This window comes from Micromonospora sp. WMMD1274 (genome assembly GCF_049179035.1).
Taxonomy (GTDB): Bacteria; Actinomycetota; Actinomycetes; order Mycobacteriales; family Micromonosporaceae; genus Micromonospora; species Micromonospora tulbaghiae.
Genome location: NZ_JBMHMG010000001.1, coordinates 7,049,597 through 7,066,017 on the forward strand (window position 1 = coordinate 7,049,597; position 16,421 = coordinate 7,066,017).

At 76.1% G+C, this 16,421-nt stretch carries 10 protein-coding genes; 1 reads left to right on the forward strand and 9 read right to left on the reverse strand.

Annotated elements, in window-relative coordinates:
• Nucleotides 1-525: 525 nt before the first annotated feature.
• The 3 genes from ACN27D_RS33350 to pdhA form a co-directional block, all read right to left on the reverse strand.
• The gene (locus ACN27D_RS33350; protein WP_421501228.1) at nt 526-2,067 is read right to left on the reverse strand and encodes a dihydrolipoamide acetyltransferase family protein; all 1,542 of its coding nucleotides are present in this window, start codon (nt 2,065-2,067) and stop codon (nt 526-528) included.
• Nucleotides 2,068-2,177: 110 nt separating this feature from the next.
• Nucleotides 2,178-3,182: an alpha-ketoacid dehydrogenase subunit beta gene (locus tag ACN27D_RS33355; RefSeq protein WP_421500909.1), complete on the reverse strand. Its 1,005-nt coding sequence runs from the start codon at nt 3,180-3,182 to the stop codon at nt 2,178-2,180.
• On the reverse strand, nt 3,182-4,381 hold the full coding sequence (gene pdhA / locus ACN27D_RS33360; RefSeq protein WP_358172185.1) for a pyruvate dehydrogenase (acetyl-transferring) E1 component subunit alpha: 1,200 nt from the start codon (nt 4,379-4,381) through the stop codon (nt 3,182-3,184). The genes ACN27D_RS33355 and pdhA overlap by 1 nt, the downstream gene beginning before the upstream one ends.
• Before the next feature lie 72 nt (nt 4,382-4,453).
• On the opposite strand from pdhA, the gene ACN27D_RS33365 reads away from it, so the two are divergent.
• The gene (locus tag ACN27D_RS33365; protein WP_030499924.1) at nt 4,454-4,960 is read left to right on the forward strand and encodes an Lrp/AsnC family transcriptional regulator; all 507 of its coding nucleotides are present in this window, start codon (nt 4,454-4,456) and stop codon (nt 4,958-4,960) included.
• Between the two features lie 4 nt (nt 4,961-4,964).
• On the opposite strand, the gene ACN27D_RS33370 is transcribed toward ACN27D_RS33365, so the two are convergent.
• From ACN27D_RS33370 to ACN27D_RS33395, 6 genes are read right to left on the reverse strand one after another with little or no spacing between them, the layout of a single operon-like run.
• On the reverse strand, nt 4,965-5,945 hold the full coding sequence (locus ACN27D_RS33370) for a DNA polymerase domain-containing protein (protein WP_421500910.1): 981 nt from the start codon (nt 5,943-5,945) through the stop codon (nt 4,965-4,967).
• Between the two features lie 34 nt (nt 5,946-5,979).
• Nucleotides 5,980-8,172 (reverse strand): SWIM zinc finger family protein, encoded by a 2,193-nt coding sequence (locus tag ACN27D_RS33375; protein WP_421500911.1) that lies wholly within the window; start codon nt 8,170-8,172, stop codon nt 5,980-5,982.
• Between the two features lie 11 nt (nt 8,173-8,183).
• On the reverse strand, nt 8,184-9,296 hold the full coding sequence (locus ACN27D_RS33380; RefSeq protein ID WP_421500912.1) for a VWA domain-containing protein: 1,113 nt from the start codon (nt 9,294-9,296) through the stop codon (nt 8,184-8,186).
• Nucleotides 9,293-11,593 (reverse strand): DUF5682 family protein, encoded by a 2,301-nt coding sequence (locus ACN27D_RS33385; RefSeq protein ID WP_421500913.1) that lies wholly within the window; start codon nt 11,591-11,593, stop codon nt 9,293-9,295. The genes ACN27D_RS33380 and ACN27D_RS33385 overlap by 4 nt, the downstream gene beginning before the upstream one ends.
• Entirely contained in the window at nt 11,590-12,693 is a 1,104-nt protein-coding gene (locus tag ACN27D_RS33390; protein WP_421500914.1) for an ATP-binding protein, read from the reverse strand. The genes ACN27D_RS33385 and ACN27D_RS33390 overlap by 4 nt, the downstream gene beginning before the upstream one ends.
• Entirely contained in the window at nt 12,690-16,373 is a 3,684-nt protein-coding gene (locus ACN27D_RS33395; protein ID WP_421500915.1) for a DUF4132 domain-containing protein, read from the reverse strand. The genes ACN27D_RS33390 and ACN27D_RS33395 overlap by 4 nt, the downstream gene beginning before the upstream one ends.
• Nucleotides 16,374-16,421 lie beyond the last annotated feature (48 nt).

Sequence of the window (16,421 nt, forward strand, 5' to 3'; positions counted from 1 at the left end):
GGTTCCCCGCCGCTCGCACCCGCCGACTCGCCCGCCCGCCCCCGCCCCTCGCCCGGCCCGGCCCCGCTCCACCCGGCCCCGCCCCGCCCCGCTCAGCCCAGCCCAGCCCAGCCCAGCCCAGCCCAGCCCAGCCCAGCCCGTCGATCATGAAGTTAACCGCGCGATGTGCCCGTTTTCTCCCCGTCAACCTCATGATCGACGCAGAGACGGCGAGCACCAGGGGGCCGATGCCGCGCGATCTTGGTACCAAACGGTCCCCAGAGGGGCCCTTTCCTACCAAGATCTCGGCCCGTCCCACCGTGCGAAACAACCGTCTCGCGAGACGGACAGCGCTCGGCGCCGCAGGTCAGTCAACCCCGGGCTCTCGCCACGCCACAGGGCCACTGCCGCGATCTTGCGATTGCGGCCCTCCCAAATGGGGACGAATAGGGCACGTCGGGGGCAGCGAGTGCAAGATCGCGGAGGGAGGGCGGGGACGGTGCGGCCCCGGCCCTCTTGGTGAGGGCCGGGGCCGGAGGAGGTTGGTCAGACGTTGGCTACCAGCAGGGCGGGCTGCTCGACGCAGTCGGCGACGTGGCGCAGGAAGCCGCCGGCCACGCCACCGTCGCAGACCCGGTGGTCGAACGTGAGACTGATCTGGGTCACCTTGCGAACGGCGAGCTGCCCGTCCACCACCCACGGCTTGTCGACGATCCGGCCGACGCCGAGCAGCGCCGCCTCCGGGTGGTTGATGATCGGCGTGGAGCCGTCCACGCCGAACACGCCGTAGTTGTTGAGCGTGAACGTCCCGCCGGTCAGCCGTGCCGGTGGCAGCGTCCCGGCCCGGGCGGCCGCCGTGGTCTCGGCGAGCGCGGCGGCCAGTTCCCGGGTGGTGAGCCGCTGCGCGTCGCGTACCACGGGCACGACCAGGCCCCGGTCGGTCTGCGCGGCGATGCCCAGGTGCACGCCCGCGGACTGCACGATCCGCTGTCCCTCGGTGTCGACGTGCGCGTTGAGCTGCGGATACCTCCGCAGGCCGCTGAGGCAGATCCGGGCCAGCAGCGCCAGGATGCTCACCGACGCGTCAGGGGTGGCCGCGTTGATCGCGGCGCGCGTCTCCAGCAGGCCGGTGGCGTCCACGTCGACCCAGATGGTCACCTCGGGGATCTCCCGCCGGCTGCGGGAGAGCTTGTCGGCGATGACCTTGCGGATGCCGGTGAGCGGGATGACCGTGTCACCGTCGCCGGCCGGGGCGAGCCCGACGTGCGCGACCGGGGCGTCCGGCACCGCCGCGAGCCGGGCCGCCGGAGCGGGGGCGGCCACTGCCGCGTCCAGGTCCGCACGGCGGATCACGCCGCCCGGCCCGGTGCCGCGCAGCGATGCCAGGTCGATGCCGTGCTCCTTCGCGAGCCGCCGCACGATCGGCGAGATGACCAGCGGCGCCGCCGGTCCACCGGTCGGTGCCGGCTCGGCCGTGCGGTCCGCCGACCGGACGCCGCCCAGGGCCGGCGAACCGGCTGGACCCGGACTCGCCGGGGCCGGAGAGCCCGCGTGCACCGAACCCGCCAGGGCCGGAGAGGCCGCCGGGGCCGGAGAGCCGGACGCGGACGCCGGACCGGGCACGGGGCCTGCCGCGTTCGGCGTGCCGTGCTCGGGGGCAGGGCTGGGCGCGAGGCCCGCCGCGTTCGGCGCGCCGGGCTCGGGGGCCAGCGCCAGCCGCGGACGGCGCCGCCGCCGGCCGGAGCCGCCGTGCCCGGTGCCGTAACCGATCAGGACGTTGCCGGACCCCGCCCGCTCCTCCTCGCGGTAGGTGGCGTGCGGGTCGGGGGCGTCGTCGAGCGGGGCGATGGTGATCAGCGGCTGACCCACCGGGCGGACCTCACCGGCCGCGCCGTGCAGGGCCACGACCCGTCCGGCGTACGGGCACGGCACGTCGACCACGGCCTTGGCGGTCTCCACCTCGACCACTGTCTGGTCCACGGTGACCACGTCGCCGACGGCGACCCGCCACTCGACGATCTCCGCCTCGCTCAGCCCTTCCCCGAGGTCGGGCAGGAGGAAGTCGCGGGTTCCGATCGCCGCTGTCATGCCGTGCCGGCCGGGCATGGCCTCACGGCCCTCGCTCCGCTCGGTGCGTTCGCTCATGCCGCGCTGACCGGGCATGCCCACACGGCCCTCGCTCCGCTCGGTGCGTTCGGTCATGCCGCCACCCACCGCGTGTCGGGCTGGTCGTCCCACTGCAACCGGGCCACGGTGTCCAGCACCCGGTCGACCGAGGGCAGGTGGGTGTGCTCCAGCATCGGCGCCGGATACGGGATGTCCAGCCCGGCCACCCGCAGCACCGGGGCGTGCAGGGCGTGGAAGCAGCGCTCCTGCACCCGGGCGGCGATCTCCGCGCCGACACCGGCGAAGCCCTGCGCCTCCTGGATCACCACGCACCGGCCGGTACGGCGTACCGAGGCGGTCACGGTGGCGTCGTCGAACGGCACGATGCTGCGTACGTCGACGACCTCCAGGTCCCAGCCCTCCTCGCGGGCGGCCTCGGCGGCGGCCAGTGCGACCGGCACCGCCGGGCCGTACGCGATCAGCGTGGCGTCGGTGCCGGGGCGGCGCACCACGGCGGTGCCGATCGGCGCGGTACGGGCCGGCAGCTCGGCCTCGGCGCTGGTGAAGTAGAGCTTCTTGGGCTCCAGGAACACGACCGGGTCGGGGTCGTCGATGGCGGCACGCAGCAGCGAGTACGCGTCGTCCACAGTGGCCGGGGTGACCACCTTCAGGCCGGGGGTGTGCGCGTAGTACGCCTCGGACGAGTCGCAGTGGTGCTCCACACCGCCGATGCCGCCGGCGTACGGCACGCGGATGACGATCGGCACGCTGAGTGCGCCGCGGGTGCGGTTGCGCAGCTTCGCCACGTGCGAGGCGATCTGCTCGAACGCCGGGTACGCGAACGCGTCGAACTGCATCTCGACCACCGGCCGCAGCCCGGACATGGCCAGGCCGACGGCGAACCCGACGATGCCGGCCTCGGCGAGCGGGGTGTCGAAGCAGCGCTTGTCGCCGAAGCGGGCCTGCAGCCCGTCGGTGATCCGGAAGACGCCGCCGAGCTGGCCGACGTCCTCACCGAAGACGAGCACCCGGTCGTCGTCGAGCATCGCGTCGGCGAGCGCGGCGTTGAGTGCCTTCGCCATGGTCATGGTGGCCATCAGGCGTCCCCCTCCGCGTCGGCGGCCAGCTCGGCCCGGACCATCTCGCGCTGCTCGACGAGTTGCGGCGTCGGCTCGGCGTACACGTGGTCGAACAGGCTCAGCGGGTCCACAGTCGGCTGGGAGTCCATCCGGCGGCGCAGCGCCGCGGCGTACTCCTCGGCCTCCGCGGCGATCGCCGCGACGGCGTCGTCGTCGAGTACGTCCTTGGCCCGCAGGTACGCCTCGAGCCGGGCGATCGGGTCGCGGTCACGCCACGCCTCCACCTCGTCGGCGTCGCGGTAGCGGGTCTGGTCGTCGGCGTTGGTGTGCGGCTCCATCCGGTAGGTGTGTGCCTCGATCAGGTAGGGGCCCTTGCCGGCGCGGGCGTGCGCCACGGCGCGCTCCAGCACCGCGAGGACGGCCACCGGGTCGTTGCCGTCGACCTGCTCGCTGGGAACGCCGTAGCCGACGCCCTTGTAGGCGAGGCTCGGCGCGGCGGTCTGCCGGGACAGCGGCACGCTGATCGCGTACTTGTTGTTCTGCACCAGGTAGACGACGGGCGCCTTGAACACGGCGGCGAAGTTGATGCCCTCGTGGAAGTCGCCCTCGCTGGTGGCGCCGTCGCCGATGAACGCCAGCGCCACGGTGTCGCGGCCCTGGTACGACTCGCCGTAGGCCAGCCCGGCGGCGTGCACGCACTGGGTCGCGAGCGGGGTGCACTGCGGCGCGGTGCGGGTGGCGGCCGGGTCGTACCCGCAGTGCCAGTCGCCGCGCAGCAGCGTGAGCACCTCGACCGGGTCGAGGCCGCGCGCGGTCAGCGCCATCGACTCGCGGTAGGTGGGGAACACCCAGTCGGTGTCGCGCAGCGCGAGGACGCCGCCGATCTGGCACGCCTCCTGGCCGCGGGCGGACGGGTAGACGGCGAGGCGGCCCTGCTTGGTGAGCGCGGTGGCCTGGACGTCGAAGCGGCGGCCGACGACCATCCGCCGGTACATCTCGCGCAGCGTCTCGACCGGCGGCTCCGGGTAGTCGTCGCGGGCCGGCAGCGGGGTCCCGTCGGGTTCGAGCAGCCGGACCGGTTCCCGCTGCGGCATGAAGCCGGCCGACGGGTCGGGTGCGGCCGGGGTGGTCTTCCGGCGGGTGCGCGGGGATGCCCTGCGGACCGCCTGGGGTGTGGTCGTCACGGCGGGGACCTCCTGGACGTGTGGTGGCCCTATGCTCCCGGTCGTGGATGATTGACTCAACATGCGGGATGAACGCGGGACGAATGGCACGGGAGGGCGGCTGAGGTGAGCCAGGAGACCGGCACCACACCGGGCGCGGCGGGCGGAACGGGACGTTCGGCCGGGCCGCTCGACGAGGTGGACCGGCGGATCCTGCGCGAGCTGGTCCGCGACGCCCGGACGTCGATCCGTACGCTCGCCGAACGGGTGCACGTCTCCCGCACGAACGCGTACGCCCGGGTGGAGCGGCTGCTGCGCGACGGCGTGCTGACCGGGTTCACCGCGCGGGTCGCGCCGGAGCCGGCCGGGCTGGGCACGTCGGCGTACATCGCGCTGACCATCGAACAGAACACCTGGCGGGAGGTGTCCGCCGAGCTGGCCCGGGTGCGCTACATCGAGCACGCGGCGCTGCTCAGCGGCGAGCACGACGTCCTCGCGCTGGTCCGGGCGCCGGACAACGCGACGCTGCGGGACGTGGTGCTGGACCGGGTGCAGAGCATCGCCGGGGTGCTGTCGACACGTACCTGGCTGGTGTTCGAGGAGTTCGACGGCACGCAGAGCCCTTGGGACTGAGCGGTCAGCGTTCCGGCGGCGACTCCAGCCCTTCGGCGTCGGCCCGGTCCAGCAGCGGCTGGAGCGAGTACCGCCGCCCGTCCAGCCCGGCGTGCGGGTCACCAAGCTCGGCGAACCGCGCGGGCATGCTGACCACGTCGAAGTCCTCCGGCCGGGCGTCGTCCAGCTCGGACCAGTCCAGCGGCGCCGAGACCAGCGCCGCCGGCGTCGGCCGGATCGAGTACGCCGAGGTCATCGTGTGGTCGCGGGCCATCTGGTTGTAGTCGACGAAGACCGGCCGGTCCCGCTGGTCACGCCACCAGGTGGTGGTGACCAGGTCGGGCAGTCGGCGCTGCATCTCCCGGCCGAGTGCCAGCACGGCCCGCCGGCACTCGCCGAAGCTCCAGCGCGGCTCGATCGAGACGTAGACGTGGATGCCGCGCCCGCCCGTGGTCTTCGGGAAGCCCTCCAGGCCCAGCTCGGCCAGGTACGCGCGTACCTCGTGCGCCACCGGCACCACCTGCGCGAAGTCCACGCCCGGCATCGGGTCGAGGTCGATGCGCAGCTGGTCGGGGCGTTCCACGTCGTCCCTGGACACCGGCCACGGGTGGAAACGCAGCGTGCCCAGGTTGGCCGCCCAGATCACCACGGCCAGCTCGCTCGGCGCCACCTCGTCGGCGGTACGGCCACTGGGGAACGTGATGTGCGCGGTGCGCACCCAGTCGGGCGCGCCGGCCGGAAGCCGCTTCTGGTAGAACGCGTCGCCCTTGTTGGTCTGCCGGGTGGCGACCTTGGCGCCCTCGAACACGCCGCGCGGCCAGCGTTCCAGCATCGTCGGCCGGTCCTGCAGCGCGCGCAGGATGCCGTCGCCGACGGACAGGAAGTAGCGGACCACGTCCAGCTTGGTCAGCCCGCGCTCCGGGAAGTAGGGCTTGTCGGGGCTGGAGACGCGGACCAGCCGCTCCCCCACCTGGATCTCCTGCGCCGCCGTGGTCGCCACCGTCACACCGTAGCGATCCTTCCCGGCCGTGGGGACCGGCTCACCGGGACTCCGCCGTCACCGACAGCCGGATCCAGGCGTCGAGCCAGGCCCGGACCGCCGGTTCGCCCGGGTCGGCGCCGAGCGTCCCGGCCAGGCCGGACAGGGCCGCGCCGCAGCGCTCCAGTCCGACTCCGGCGAGACCAGCCGCCGTCGTGCGCAGCCGCTCGGGGAAGCCGGCCGCCAGGTGCCGCAGGCCGGAGTGCGCGGCCTGGGCGAGCAGCGCCGACGCCGTACCCAGCGCGGCCGCGACCGGGTCGGGCCGGACGTCGACCGCGCCGGCCAGCCGCCCGTCGCCCGCACCGGGCGCCAGATCGGGTACGACCACCGCGTCGGCGACCACCGCCAGCGGCTCGACGACGAGTCCGTCGGCGCCACGGCGGACCGTCCCGCTGACGTAGCGCGGCCGCCCGTGTGTGCCGTCGAGCGCCGCCGCGAGCGCGTCGAGTGCGCCCGGTGCGGCGGCGTGGTGGGTCGCGGTGACGGTAGCGGTGCCCCCGTCGGCCCCGGTCACCGTGGCGTCGAGGCGCTGCTCACCGGCCGCGTACCCGATGGCGCGCACCTCGCCGAGCGCGAGCACCCGCACGGCCTCGGCGGCGGTGCGGGGGCGCAGCAGCCGGGGTGGCCGCCCGGCCAGCTCGGCGGCGAGCGCGTCCGGGTCGTGGGCCAGCAGGCCGGGCGGCAGCCCGGACCACTCTCCGGCACCGGGGGTGACCGTGGTGCGGGCCAGCCGGCCGGCGGCGAACCGGAGCCGGTGCGCGGCGCTGCGCACCGCCGACTCGGAGACCACGTTGCCGGCGGCGAGCGCGCCGAGCGTGGCGCCGGTGGCCCGCCGCCCGGCCAGTTCGTGTCCCGTGGGCGTGCCGTCGTCGGTGACGGGGTAGGCGCGGCGCAGCACCAGCACCGAGACGGCCGCAGGGTGGGCGAGCACCACGTCCACGCCCACCTCCCCGCCGCTGCACCGGACCCGGGCGCCGAGACCGGTCAGCCGTACCCGCCGCAGCGGCGTCTCCGCCGGCTCGTGGGTGCCCAGTACCCGCTCCGGTGGGGTGGCGCCGGCGTTGACCACCGCGCGCCGCCGGGCGGGCAGCTCGGCGAGCAGGTCGGCGAATGTCTCCGGCCGGTAGCGGGCGCCGCGCGCGGCGTACGCCTCCAGTTGCCCGGCCAGGTCGTCCACCGCCAGCAGCGGCCAGCGCAGACCGGCCGCGTCGAGGTCGCGCCGGGCCGCCGCGAGCCGGGCGTCCACGCCGGAGCCCAGGTGCGCGGCCCCGGTCAGCAGCACGTCGGCGGCCAGCGTCACCGCCGCGTCCAGCGCCGGATGGTCCGTCACGGTGGCCGCACCGCCGACGCGTACCTGTGCCTCGGGACGGTCCGGGTGTTCCCGGTCGGCCGCCCGGCACGCCCACACCGCGAGCGCGATCGCCTCGCCGCCGTCGTCGGCCGCGTCGCCGCGCGCGTACCCGATCTGGCGGGGCACCAGGAAGCGGACCGTGCCGGTGGGCAGCTCCACGCGCGGGACCGGGTCGGCGGCGTCCGGCCGGTGGACCACGGCGGTGTAGCCGCGCCGTCGGCGCCGCTGCGCGGCGGCGAGCGCGGGCGCGCCGATCGCGGCGGCCAGCTCGTCGTCGGTGACGTCCCCCGGCGACCACCGCCACGGCTCGCCACCGGCCCCGGCGTCGTCCCGGCGCGGCTCGGCGTCCGGGCGCGGCTCGGCGTCCCGGCCCGGCGCGGCGTCCCGGCCCGGCTCGGCGTCCCGGCCCGGCTCGGCGTCCCGGCCCGGCTCGGCGTCCCGGCCCGGCTCGGCGTCCCGGCCCGGCTCGGCGTCCCGGCCCGACCCGGCGGCGTGGTCCGGCGCGGCCTGCCGGTCCCGCGCCGCGGGTCGGTCCGGTGCGGCCGCGTGGCTCGGCGTGGTGGCGGCGTGCGTGCGCTGGTAGGTCAGCACGACGGCGAGCAGGTGCCGGCACACGCCCGGCGCGGGGCAGGAGCAGCAGGCCGCCGCCAGGCCACCGCCGCCAGGCGGGAGCGTGACAGTCACCCCGTCCGGGTACGCCGCGCGCACCGCGCCGTCGGTGTCCTCGATGAGCGTGGGCCGCTCACCGGCGTCGACCTCCTTCGTGGCACGTTTCACCAGGCCCCTGTTGCTCAGCGCGGCGAGCACGTCCGGGGTGAGCGCGATCAGGTCGGCGCGGGTCATGCCTCGTCTCCCTACCGGCCGACGTGCTCGGCCACGAACGCCGCCAGCTCGCCCGGCGTCATCGCGCCGACCGCAGCGCCCACGTCGGCCAGCCGCTGCGCGGTGGCCCGGTCGTACGCCGGGTCGGCCTCCTCGTCCAGCGCGGCCAGGGCCAGCACGTGCGTGCCCTGCTCCACGAGTTGCTTCACCGACCGGACGAGTCGCCCGGCGTCGCCGCCCTCGTAGAAGTCGGACACCAACGCGACGATCGCGCGGCGAGGGTTCTCCACGAGCTGCGCGCCGTACGCGACCGCGCGGGCGATGTCGGTGCCGCCGCCGAGCTGCACCTTCATCAGCAGCTCCACCGGGTCGTCCACGTCGGAGGTCAGGTCGACGACCTCGGTGTCGAAGGCGACCAGGTGGGTCCGTACGCCGGGCAGCCCCCACAGGCAGGCGGCGGTCACCGCGGCGTGGATCACCGAGCCGAGCATCGAACCGGACTGGTCCACCAGCAGGATCACCTGCCAGCGGTCCAGGTGGCGGCGGGTCCGGGAGAAGAAGTGCGGCTGCCGTACGTGCAGCCGGCGCTCGTCCGGCCGCCAGTGCGCCAGGTTCGCCCGGATGGTGCGCCGGACGTCGAAGTTGCGGGCCTGCCGGAACCGGCTCGGGCGGCGCGCCCGGGGCCCGGAGAACGACTGCCGGACGTCGGCGGCCAGCCGCTCGACCAGTTGCCGCACCACCGCCTCGACCAGCCTGCGGGCCAGCCGCAGCACCTCCGGGTCCATCAGGTGCTTGGTGCGCAGCACCGCGCGCAGCAGCGCCGGGTTCGGTTCGACCCGGGCCAGCACCGCCGGGTCGGTGACGACCTCGTGGATGCCGTACCGCTCGACCGCGTCGCGTTCCAGCCGCTGCACCGTCTCCTTCGGGAACAGCCGGGTGATCCCGTCCAGCCAGTCCACAGTGGTCAGGGCGGACGCGCCGGACCCGCCGCGCCGCACGTCGCGGCGGCCCAGTTCGGCGTCGCGGCCGTAGAGCCAGTCCAGCGCGGCGTCCCGGCCGGCCGCCTCGGCCGACAGGCCGCCCAGGCTGTCCTGCGCGGCGTCGCCGAGCACCAGCCGCCAGCGTTCCCGCATCGGGTCGCTCACGTCCCGTCCCCCTCCCACAGCCCTTCCCGGGTCAGCACCGCGTCGACCCGTTCCTCCACCGCGCGGGCGGCGGCCACCAGCAGCGGATCGGCGTCCAGCCGCAGCAGGTCACCGGGCGGCGCGTCGCCGCCGTGCAGCGCCTGCACGTGCCGGGCCACCTCGGCCCGTTCCCGGGGCGGGAACCAGCCGAACGCCTGCCGCAGCGCCGGCAGCGCCACCAGGAAGTCGTGCGCGCCCATCGAGGCGAGCAGTTCGTCCACTACCGTCAACAGCGCCGCGTCGCCGCTGACCACCTCCTCCCGGGCCAGCGCGAACAGCCCGCCCAGCCAGTCGCCGAGCGTGTCCGGCGCGGCCACGGCCCGGACCGCGCGGGCGGCGTCCGGCACGTCGCCCAGCGACCAGGCCAGGCCCAGCGCCGCGCCGCGCAGGTCCGGCGGGGCCGCCGCGTCGCCCGCCACCCGCCCGGCCACTGCCAGCGCGCCGTCCCGGTCGAGCCCCAGCGCCGGACCGGCGTGGCGGACCGCGTCCCGGACCGCGACGAGCGCGGTGAGCCGCCCCGGGTCGGCCGGCGCGGCCACCGCGCGCACGCCCTCGACGAGCCAGAGCGCCCGGCGTACGGCGGCGGTGATCAGCGCGCCGAGCGGTGCGGTCCCGGCGCTGCCGAGGAGACGGTCGTGCCGCCACAGGGCCAGTGCCACGGCCAGCGCCCGGCCCAGCGCCCGCAGGTCGGTGACCCCGCCCGCGGCGCGGGCGATCGCGGTGAGCGTGCGGGTGGAGTGCTCGGGCAGCCCGGCCAGCGCGGTGTCGAACAGCGTCGTGGCGAGCGCGTCCACGTCCGCGCCGAGCAGCGTCACCCGCTCCTCGATCCGGGCGGTGACCGCGTCGAGGACGGTCGGGCCGTACCCGCCGGCCTCGATCACCCGGGCGAGCCGGCCCGCCGACGGGGCGGGCGACCAGCGTTCGGTGAGCAGCGCGTCAGCACCCACCCGCGGGCCGCTCTCGCGGGCATGGCCGGGTACGTCGAGCAGCCGCAGCCGGTGCAGCAGGCGGCTGCGGGCCAGGTCGTCCGCGTCGGTCAGGTCCAGCTCGACCGGCTCGCGCCCGTCGATGCGGTGCCGTTCCAGTTCGGCGTCGACGTCGTGCACCAGCGGCGGAAGCGGCGTGTCCGGGTGCAGGCGGCCCACCCGGTCGCCGCTGAGCGCGGCGACCATCTCCACCACCACCGGATGCGCGCCGGGTGCCAGGGTGCCCCGGGTCGCCCACGGCAGCGGCTGGTCGAGCGCGTCGGTGACCAGCGCGGACACCAGCCCGTCGAGCACGTCGACCCGGCCCGGGTGGGCGTGGCCGCGCAGCCGGGCCAGGCCGCCGGCCATGCTCCGGGCGGCGATCAGGTCGGCGGTGGAGACGGGCTGCCGCCGGGTCCGCAGCCGGGCCGCCACCGCCTCGGTGAGCGCCTCCGCGGCCCGGCGCGGACCGTCCTCCCAGACCCGCTGGTAGTACGCCGGGGAGGGCATGCCGGACTGGTAGCCGACGAACGCGTCGAGCCGCCGGAACGAGTACGGCACGAGGTAGCTGCCCGCCACCGCGTCCGGTGCGGGAGTGGGGACCTCCGGCCAGTCGTCGTCCGCCCCGTCACCGTCGGCGGTCAGCCGGACCAGGGCGGGACGGTGGAAGCCGCCGGTCACCACCAGCACCGGACGGCCGGCGGCCCGGCGCCGGGCGGCGCGGACCCAGCGGGCCATGTACGCCTCGCGGGCGGTGTCGTCATCCCCCGCCGCCGACTCGCCGCGCAGCACGTCGAAGTACGTGTCGAGGCGCTCGGCCAGCCCGTCGTCCGGGCCGATCTCGAACAGGTGGTCCCAGAGCGCGTCCACGTTGTCCACTGCCAGCGTGGCGCAGAGCCGGCGTACCGCCTCGGCGTACCGCTGGTCGGCGTCGGCGTACCGGTTGGTGCGGTCGGCCAGCGCGGGATGCCACGCGGGCAGGTCGATGAAGCGCAGCTGCGCGCCCGCCTCCCGGCCGGCGGTCAACGCCACCCACTCCGGCGAGTACGCGCAGAACGGGCTCCAGGAGGCGTGCCGCCGCGTGCCGTCGCGGTGCGCGGTGAACACGGCGATGGGCAGCTCGTGGCCGAGCAGCAGCTCGTCCATCCGCCCGTTCAGGTCCGCCGGCCCTTCCACCAGCACGTACGCCGGACGCAGCCGGGCCACGGTGGCCGCCACCAGCCGGGCGCAGGCTGGACTGTGGTGCCGGACGCCGAGGAACGTGACGCCGCCGGGCGCCCCGGTGGCGCTCACCCGGGCAGCAGGTGCCGGGCGTCGTGCACCGCCCGCCACTGCGCACCGGAGCGGCGGGACACCTGCTGTTCCAGGTAGCGCCGCAGCCGGGCCAGGTCCTCCGCGTCGTCCTTCGCGGCGGTGCCGGCCAGGCAGGCGACCAGGTCGGCGGCGTCGCCGGGTTCGCCGCGCAGGAACCAGCCCCGCAGCCCGACCGCGTGCGCCACCGAGACCGCCTCCGCGGTGCTCATCACCGCCGACAGCCGCTCCATCGCGTCGCCGCGTTCGGTGACCCCGGTCCGCAACTCCCGGAACGTGGTGACCAGCACCTCCAGCAGGTCGCGCCGGGGCGGCGTGGTCACGCCGGAACGGCGCAGCAACTCGCCCGCCTCCGCCTCGACCAGTTCCAGCTCGGTGCCGAGGTCGGGGATCGGGAAGACGGTCTCGAAGTTGAACCGCCGCTTGAGCGCGGCGCTCATCTCGTTGACGCCGCGGTCCCGGGTGTTCGCGGTGGCGATCACGTTGAACCCTTCACGCGCGAACACCATGGCGTCGGCGCCCGGCAGCTCCGGGATGGCGAGCACGCGGTCCGACAGCGGGGAGAGCAGGCAGTCCTGCACCTCCAGCGGGCAGCGGGTGATCTCCTCGAACCGGACCACCCGCCCCTCGGCCATGCCGCGCAGCAGCGGCGCCGGCACCAGCGCGCGCGGGGACGGGCCGTCCGCGACCAGCAGCGCGTAGTTCCACGAGTAGCGGATCTGGTCCTCGGTGGTGGCCGCGCCGCCCTGGATGGTGAGCGTGGAGTCGCCGCTCACCGCGGCGGCGAGCAGCTCCGACAGCAGCGACTTGGCGGTGCCGGGCTCGCCGACGAGCATCAGCCCGCGGCTGGTCGCCAGCGCCACCAGCGCCCGGTCGATCAGCGAAGGGTCGCCGACGAACTTGCGCCGGATCCCGGCCGCCGGGTCACCGAGGATGAACCGCCGCGCGGCGCGCAGGCTCAGCCGCCAGCCCGGCGGGCGCGGGTCACCGTCGTCGGCGGCCAGCGCGGCCAGCTCGACGGCGTACCGGACCTCGGCCGGCGGCCGCTGGGCCCGCTCGGCGGCCGGGTCGAGCGCGGTCACCGGGTCACCTCCGCCAGGTCGCGCAGCACCTCGGAGACGGTGACGTCGTCCAGGTCGCCGAGGCGGACCTTGCCGCCGCGCCGGAACCAGTCACCCTGCGGCACGTCGTTGACCCAGATCGCCTCGATCTTCTGGTCGGGGAACATGTCCACCACGCCGACTGCGATGCCGGGGTCGAGGTCGATCACCACGGCCCGGCCGCCGGGGACGTCACGTTCCAGCCAGCCCTGGATGCCGGCGTCCTGCGGGGCGCCGCGTCGCCAGCCCCGCCGTTCCAGGCTGAGCAGCCGCCCGGCCGGGACCGTGACGCCCATGTGCCTGTGCAGCAGCGCCTCACCGCGCTCGGCCGCGTCCAGCCGGTGCACCTCGCGCCCGAGCTGCGGGAAGGGCTGGAGGATCTCGTAGTCGGCGAAGACCTCCGCCCAGGCCGGCACCGCCGCGCCGAGGTGCAGCGGGTGCGCGATGGTGACGGTGGCGTCGTCGGGCAGCGCGTACGTCTCGTCGTCCACGTCGGCCAGCGTGCGGTCCTCGGCCACCCGGAACGCGGCGCCCACCGTCCCCGCGTCGTCCACCGTGGCCCAGACCAGTCGGCGGACGACGTGCCAGAGCAGCGGGTGGGACAGGAAGTAGCGGCGGAAGTCCGCGACCGGCCAGCGCCGCCCGGTCACCATGGCCGCCTCGAAGCGGCGGATCTGGTCGGCGGCGAGCGTACGCACGTCCTTCTTCAGGCCGGCGAAGCGTTTGTGCGCGGCGGGCGCCAGCGTCGCGTCGTCCCGGGCGCCGGGCTTGGGCAGATCCTTGCGGCGGGCGCCGGTGCCGTCCACCACGTACGGCTTGAGCTGCTCGTCGAAGCCGACTGTGAACCGGCGCGGCCCGTAGTCGAGGACCAGGCTGCCGTCGGTGTCCAGGCCGAGGTCGGGCACCAGCCGGTCGCCGAGCTGCTCGGGCGTCAGGCCCAGCCCGTCGGCGACCTCGGTGACCTTGCGTGCCGCCTGCTCCCGCAGGCCCCGGAACTTCACCTTCTGCGAGATGCCGTAGAGGTGCATCAGCGCCACGTCGGTGCCGATCTGCGCCAGCACCTCCAGGCCGGTCACCGCCCGGGTGTGCTGGCTCTCGCCGGGCCAGGCCCGGACCAGCGGCGCGAGCCGCCGCGCGGTCGAGTCGTCGCCGAGCAGGCCCAGCGCGGTGAACGCCCAGCCGTCCTTCGACGGCGCGCCGGCGCTCTGCCAGCTCTCGAACAGCGCCCAGGCGAACTCCGCCAGGGAGTCGGCGTCGGACGCCGCGCGGACGATCTCCACCCCCGGGTACGGCTCGCCGGGCGAGGAGATGGCGAGCATCGTGCAGAGGTGGCGTACCGCGTCGGCGGGCAGCGCCGCCGAGCGGTCCCGCAGCAGCACCTGCGGCAGCACCGCCGGGTCCAGCCAGGCCGGCAGGCTCGGCATCCGGGCCGGGAGCTGGGCCAGCGGGTCGGCGTCGAGCATCGCCGTGGCGGCGGCGAGCGCCTCCTCGCCGTGCTCCCGGGCCACACCGAGGAGCACACCACGGTGCTCCGCGGCGACCAGGCGCAGCGCCCGCTCGGCGGCCCGGCGACGCGGGCCGGGCGCGCCCAGGGCCGCAGGCAGCAGCGCCCGCGTGGCGTACTCCGGGTGCCGCCGCAGCCAGGCCCGGGCGGTCGGGCGTACCGTCTTGAGCCGGTCGAGCCAGTCGGCCATCAGGTCGGCGACCTCACCGTCGGCGTACGGCAGCAGCACCTCGCCGACGCTCTTCGGCGCGCTGCGGGCCAGGTGCAGCGCGGTGGGCAGCGCGTCCAGCTCGTACCGGCCGGCGAGGCGCAGCATCCACCGGTCGGCGCCCCAGGACTCGTCGGGCCGCCAGGACGGCAGCAGCGGCCGGGCCAGCTCCTCGGTGGCCCGGACGAAGAAGTGGATCGCCGCGTACGACCCGGCCCGCCCGGCGGCGACCTCGGTGGCGAGTGCGCCCAGGTCGTTCCCGTGCCAGTGACCGGCCCAGCCGGGCACGATTGCGGCCCACCGTTCCCGCTCCCCCGGCAGCCAGGCCATGGCGGACCCGGCGGGCCGTTCCAGCCCGTCCACCACCGGCGGGTTGGCTCGTGGGCGCCGGACCGACCAGGGCGGCGTCACCAGCACCGGCGGCAGCCGGTCCGGCGCGGCGACCGGCAGCGCGGACGCGTCGTCGCGGATCCGCTCGACCCGTTCCCGCCGCGCCGGGTCCAGCGCCGGCAGCGCGGCCTCGACGGCCGCCGGGTTGGCCAGCACGTGCGCGCGCAGCAACGTGGCGGCCTCCCGCGCGGCCGGGCTGCGCCCCTCGGCGGCGGCGGACAGCAGGCGCACGCCGCGCACCGGGAAGCGGCGCAGCATCTCCGTCACCGCGGGCGGGACGTACCTGCGGTCCAGCCGGTCGAGCAGCGCCGTCATCGGCTCGTCGCCGGGCAGGGCCGCCAGCAGCGACACCAGCCGCTGCCGCCCGTCCGCGCCGGTGTGCTCGTGGTCGAACCACCCGGCCAGCACCGGCGCGACGGGCGGCCCGACCGCGGTGGTGGCGGTGACGATCGGCGCCGGGTCGTACATCAGCCGGTAGACCTGCAGGTGCCCGGCGAGGGCGTGGATCGCGTCCACGTCGTCGACCGCGGCGAGCAGCAACTCGGCGAGGAACGGGCCCCCGTCGCGCGCCACGTCGGCGACGTCCTGGGCCACCCACTCCCGCTCGGTCGGCAGCAGGAACGAGGTGACCGCCCGCGTCGCCAGCGACCCGGACCGGTACGGGACCAGCGCCGCGCGGGCGGCGGCGTAGTCGGCGTCGCCGGCCGCCGCGAGGTGCGCCCGGACGCGGCGCAGCACGGACTGGCGCAGACGCCAGTGGCCGTAGTTGTGTGACTTCTCCGCCTCGGTGCGGTGCAGCAGAAGCGGCGACGCCGACCCGGTGGCCGCCACGGTGATCTGCCCGGTCGCGGCGACCGCCGCGCCGACCGGGCCGAGATCGGCGACGAGCAGGTCGGCGAGGGCCACCCCCTGCTGGTCGCGCGCGTGATAGCCGAGCGCCACCGCCGCTGCCGCCACCAGCGCGGCCCCGCCCAGCGGGCCGGGCTCGCCGTCCAGGTAGCCGCGCAGCGCCGGGCCCAGCTCCGGATCGTCGGTGGCCCGCGCGGTGGCGGCGACCGGGACGGCCACCGCGTCCAGCACCTTCCGCCCGGCGGCACGGCCCTTCGCGGCGCTCGGCAGGGCCGTGCCCGGCGTGCCACCCCGGCGCGGGACCAGCATCCGCCGCCAGCCGGCCGGAACCTCGAACGCGTCCTCGTCCGGCAGCTCGCCGGCAGGCGACGTGGCCGACTGCGCCCCGGCCGGGCCGCTACCGGCCGCACGAGCACCGGCCGGATCGGCACCGGTCGCTTCCGGATCGCGGCTCGGTGCGGCCGGCTCGGCGGCGGGCGCTCCGTCCTGCCCCGTGGACGGCGCGACTGTCGTCTCGGCGTACCCCTTGCGCAGTTTCTCCGCGATCAGCCGGTCGGCGTGCGCGGCGGCCTCGGCCGGCGAACCCAGTTCCTTGACCTGGGTGCGGCCCTGCGCGCCGATCGATCCATAGCGGACCGTCACCGTCGCTTCGCGCTGCCCGACCTCCCAGAACTTGGCCGAACCGCCGCCCACGAACTCGAATCTGCGCACACCGTCTCCTTGATCGCCCGCAGTGTGCCGGGACCATAACCGGCCCCA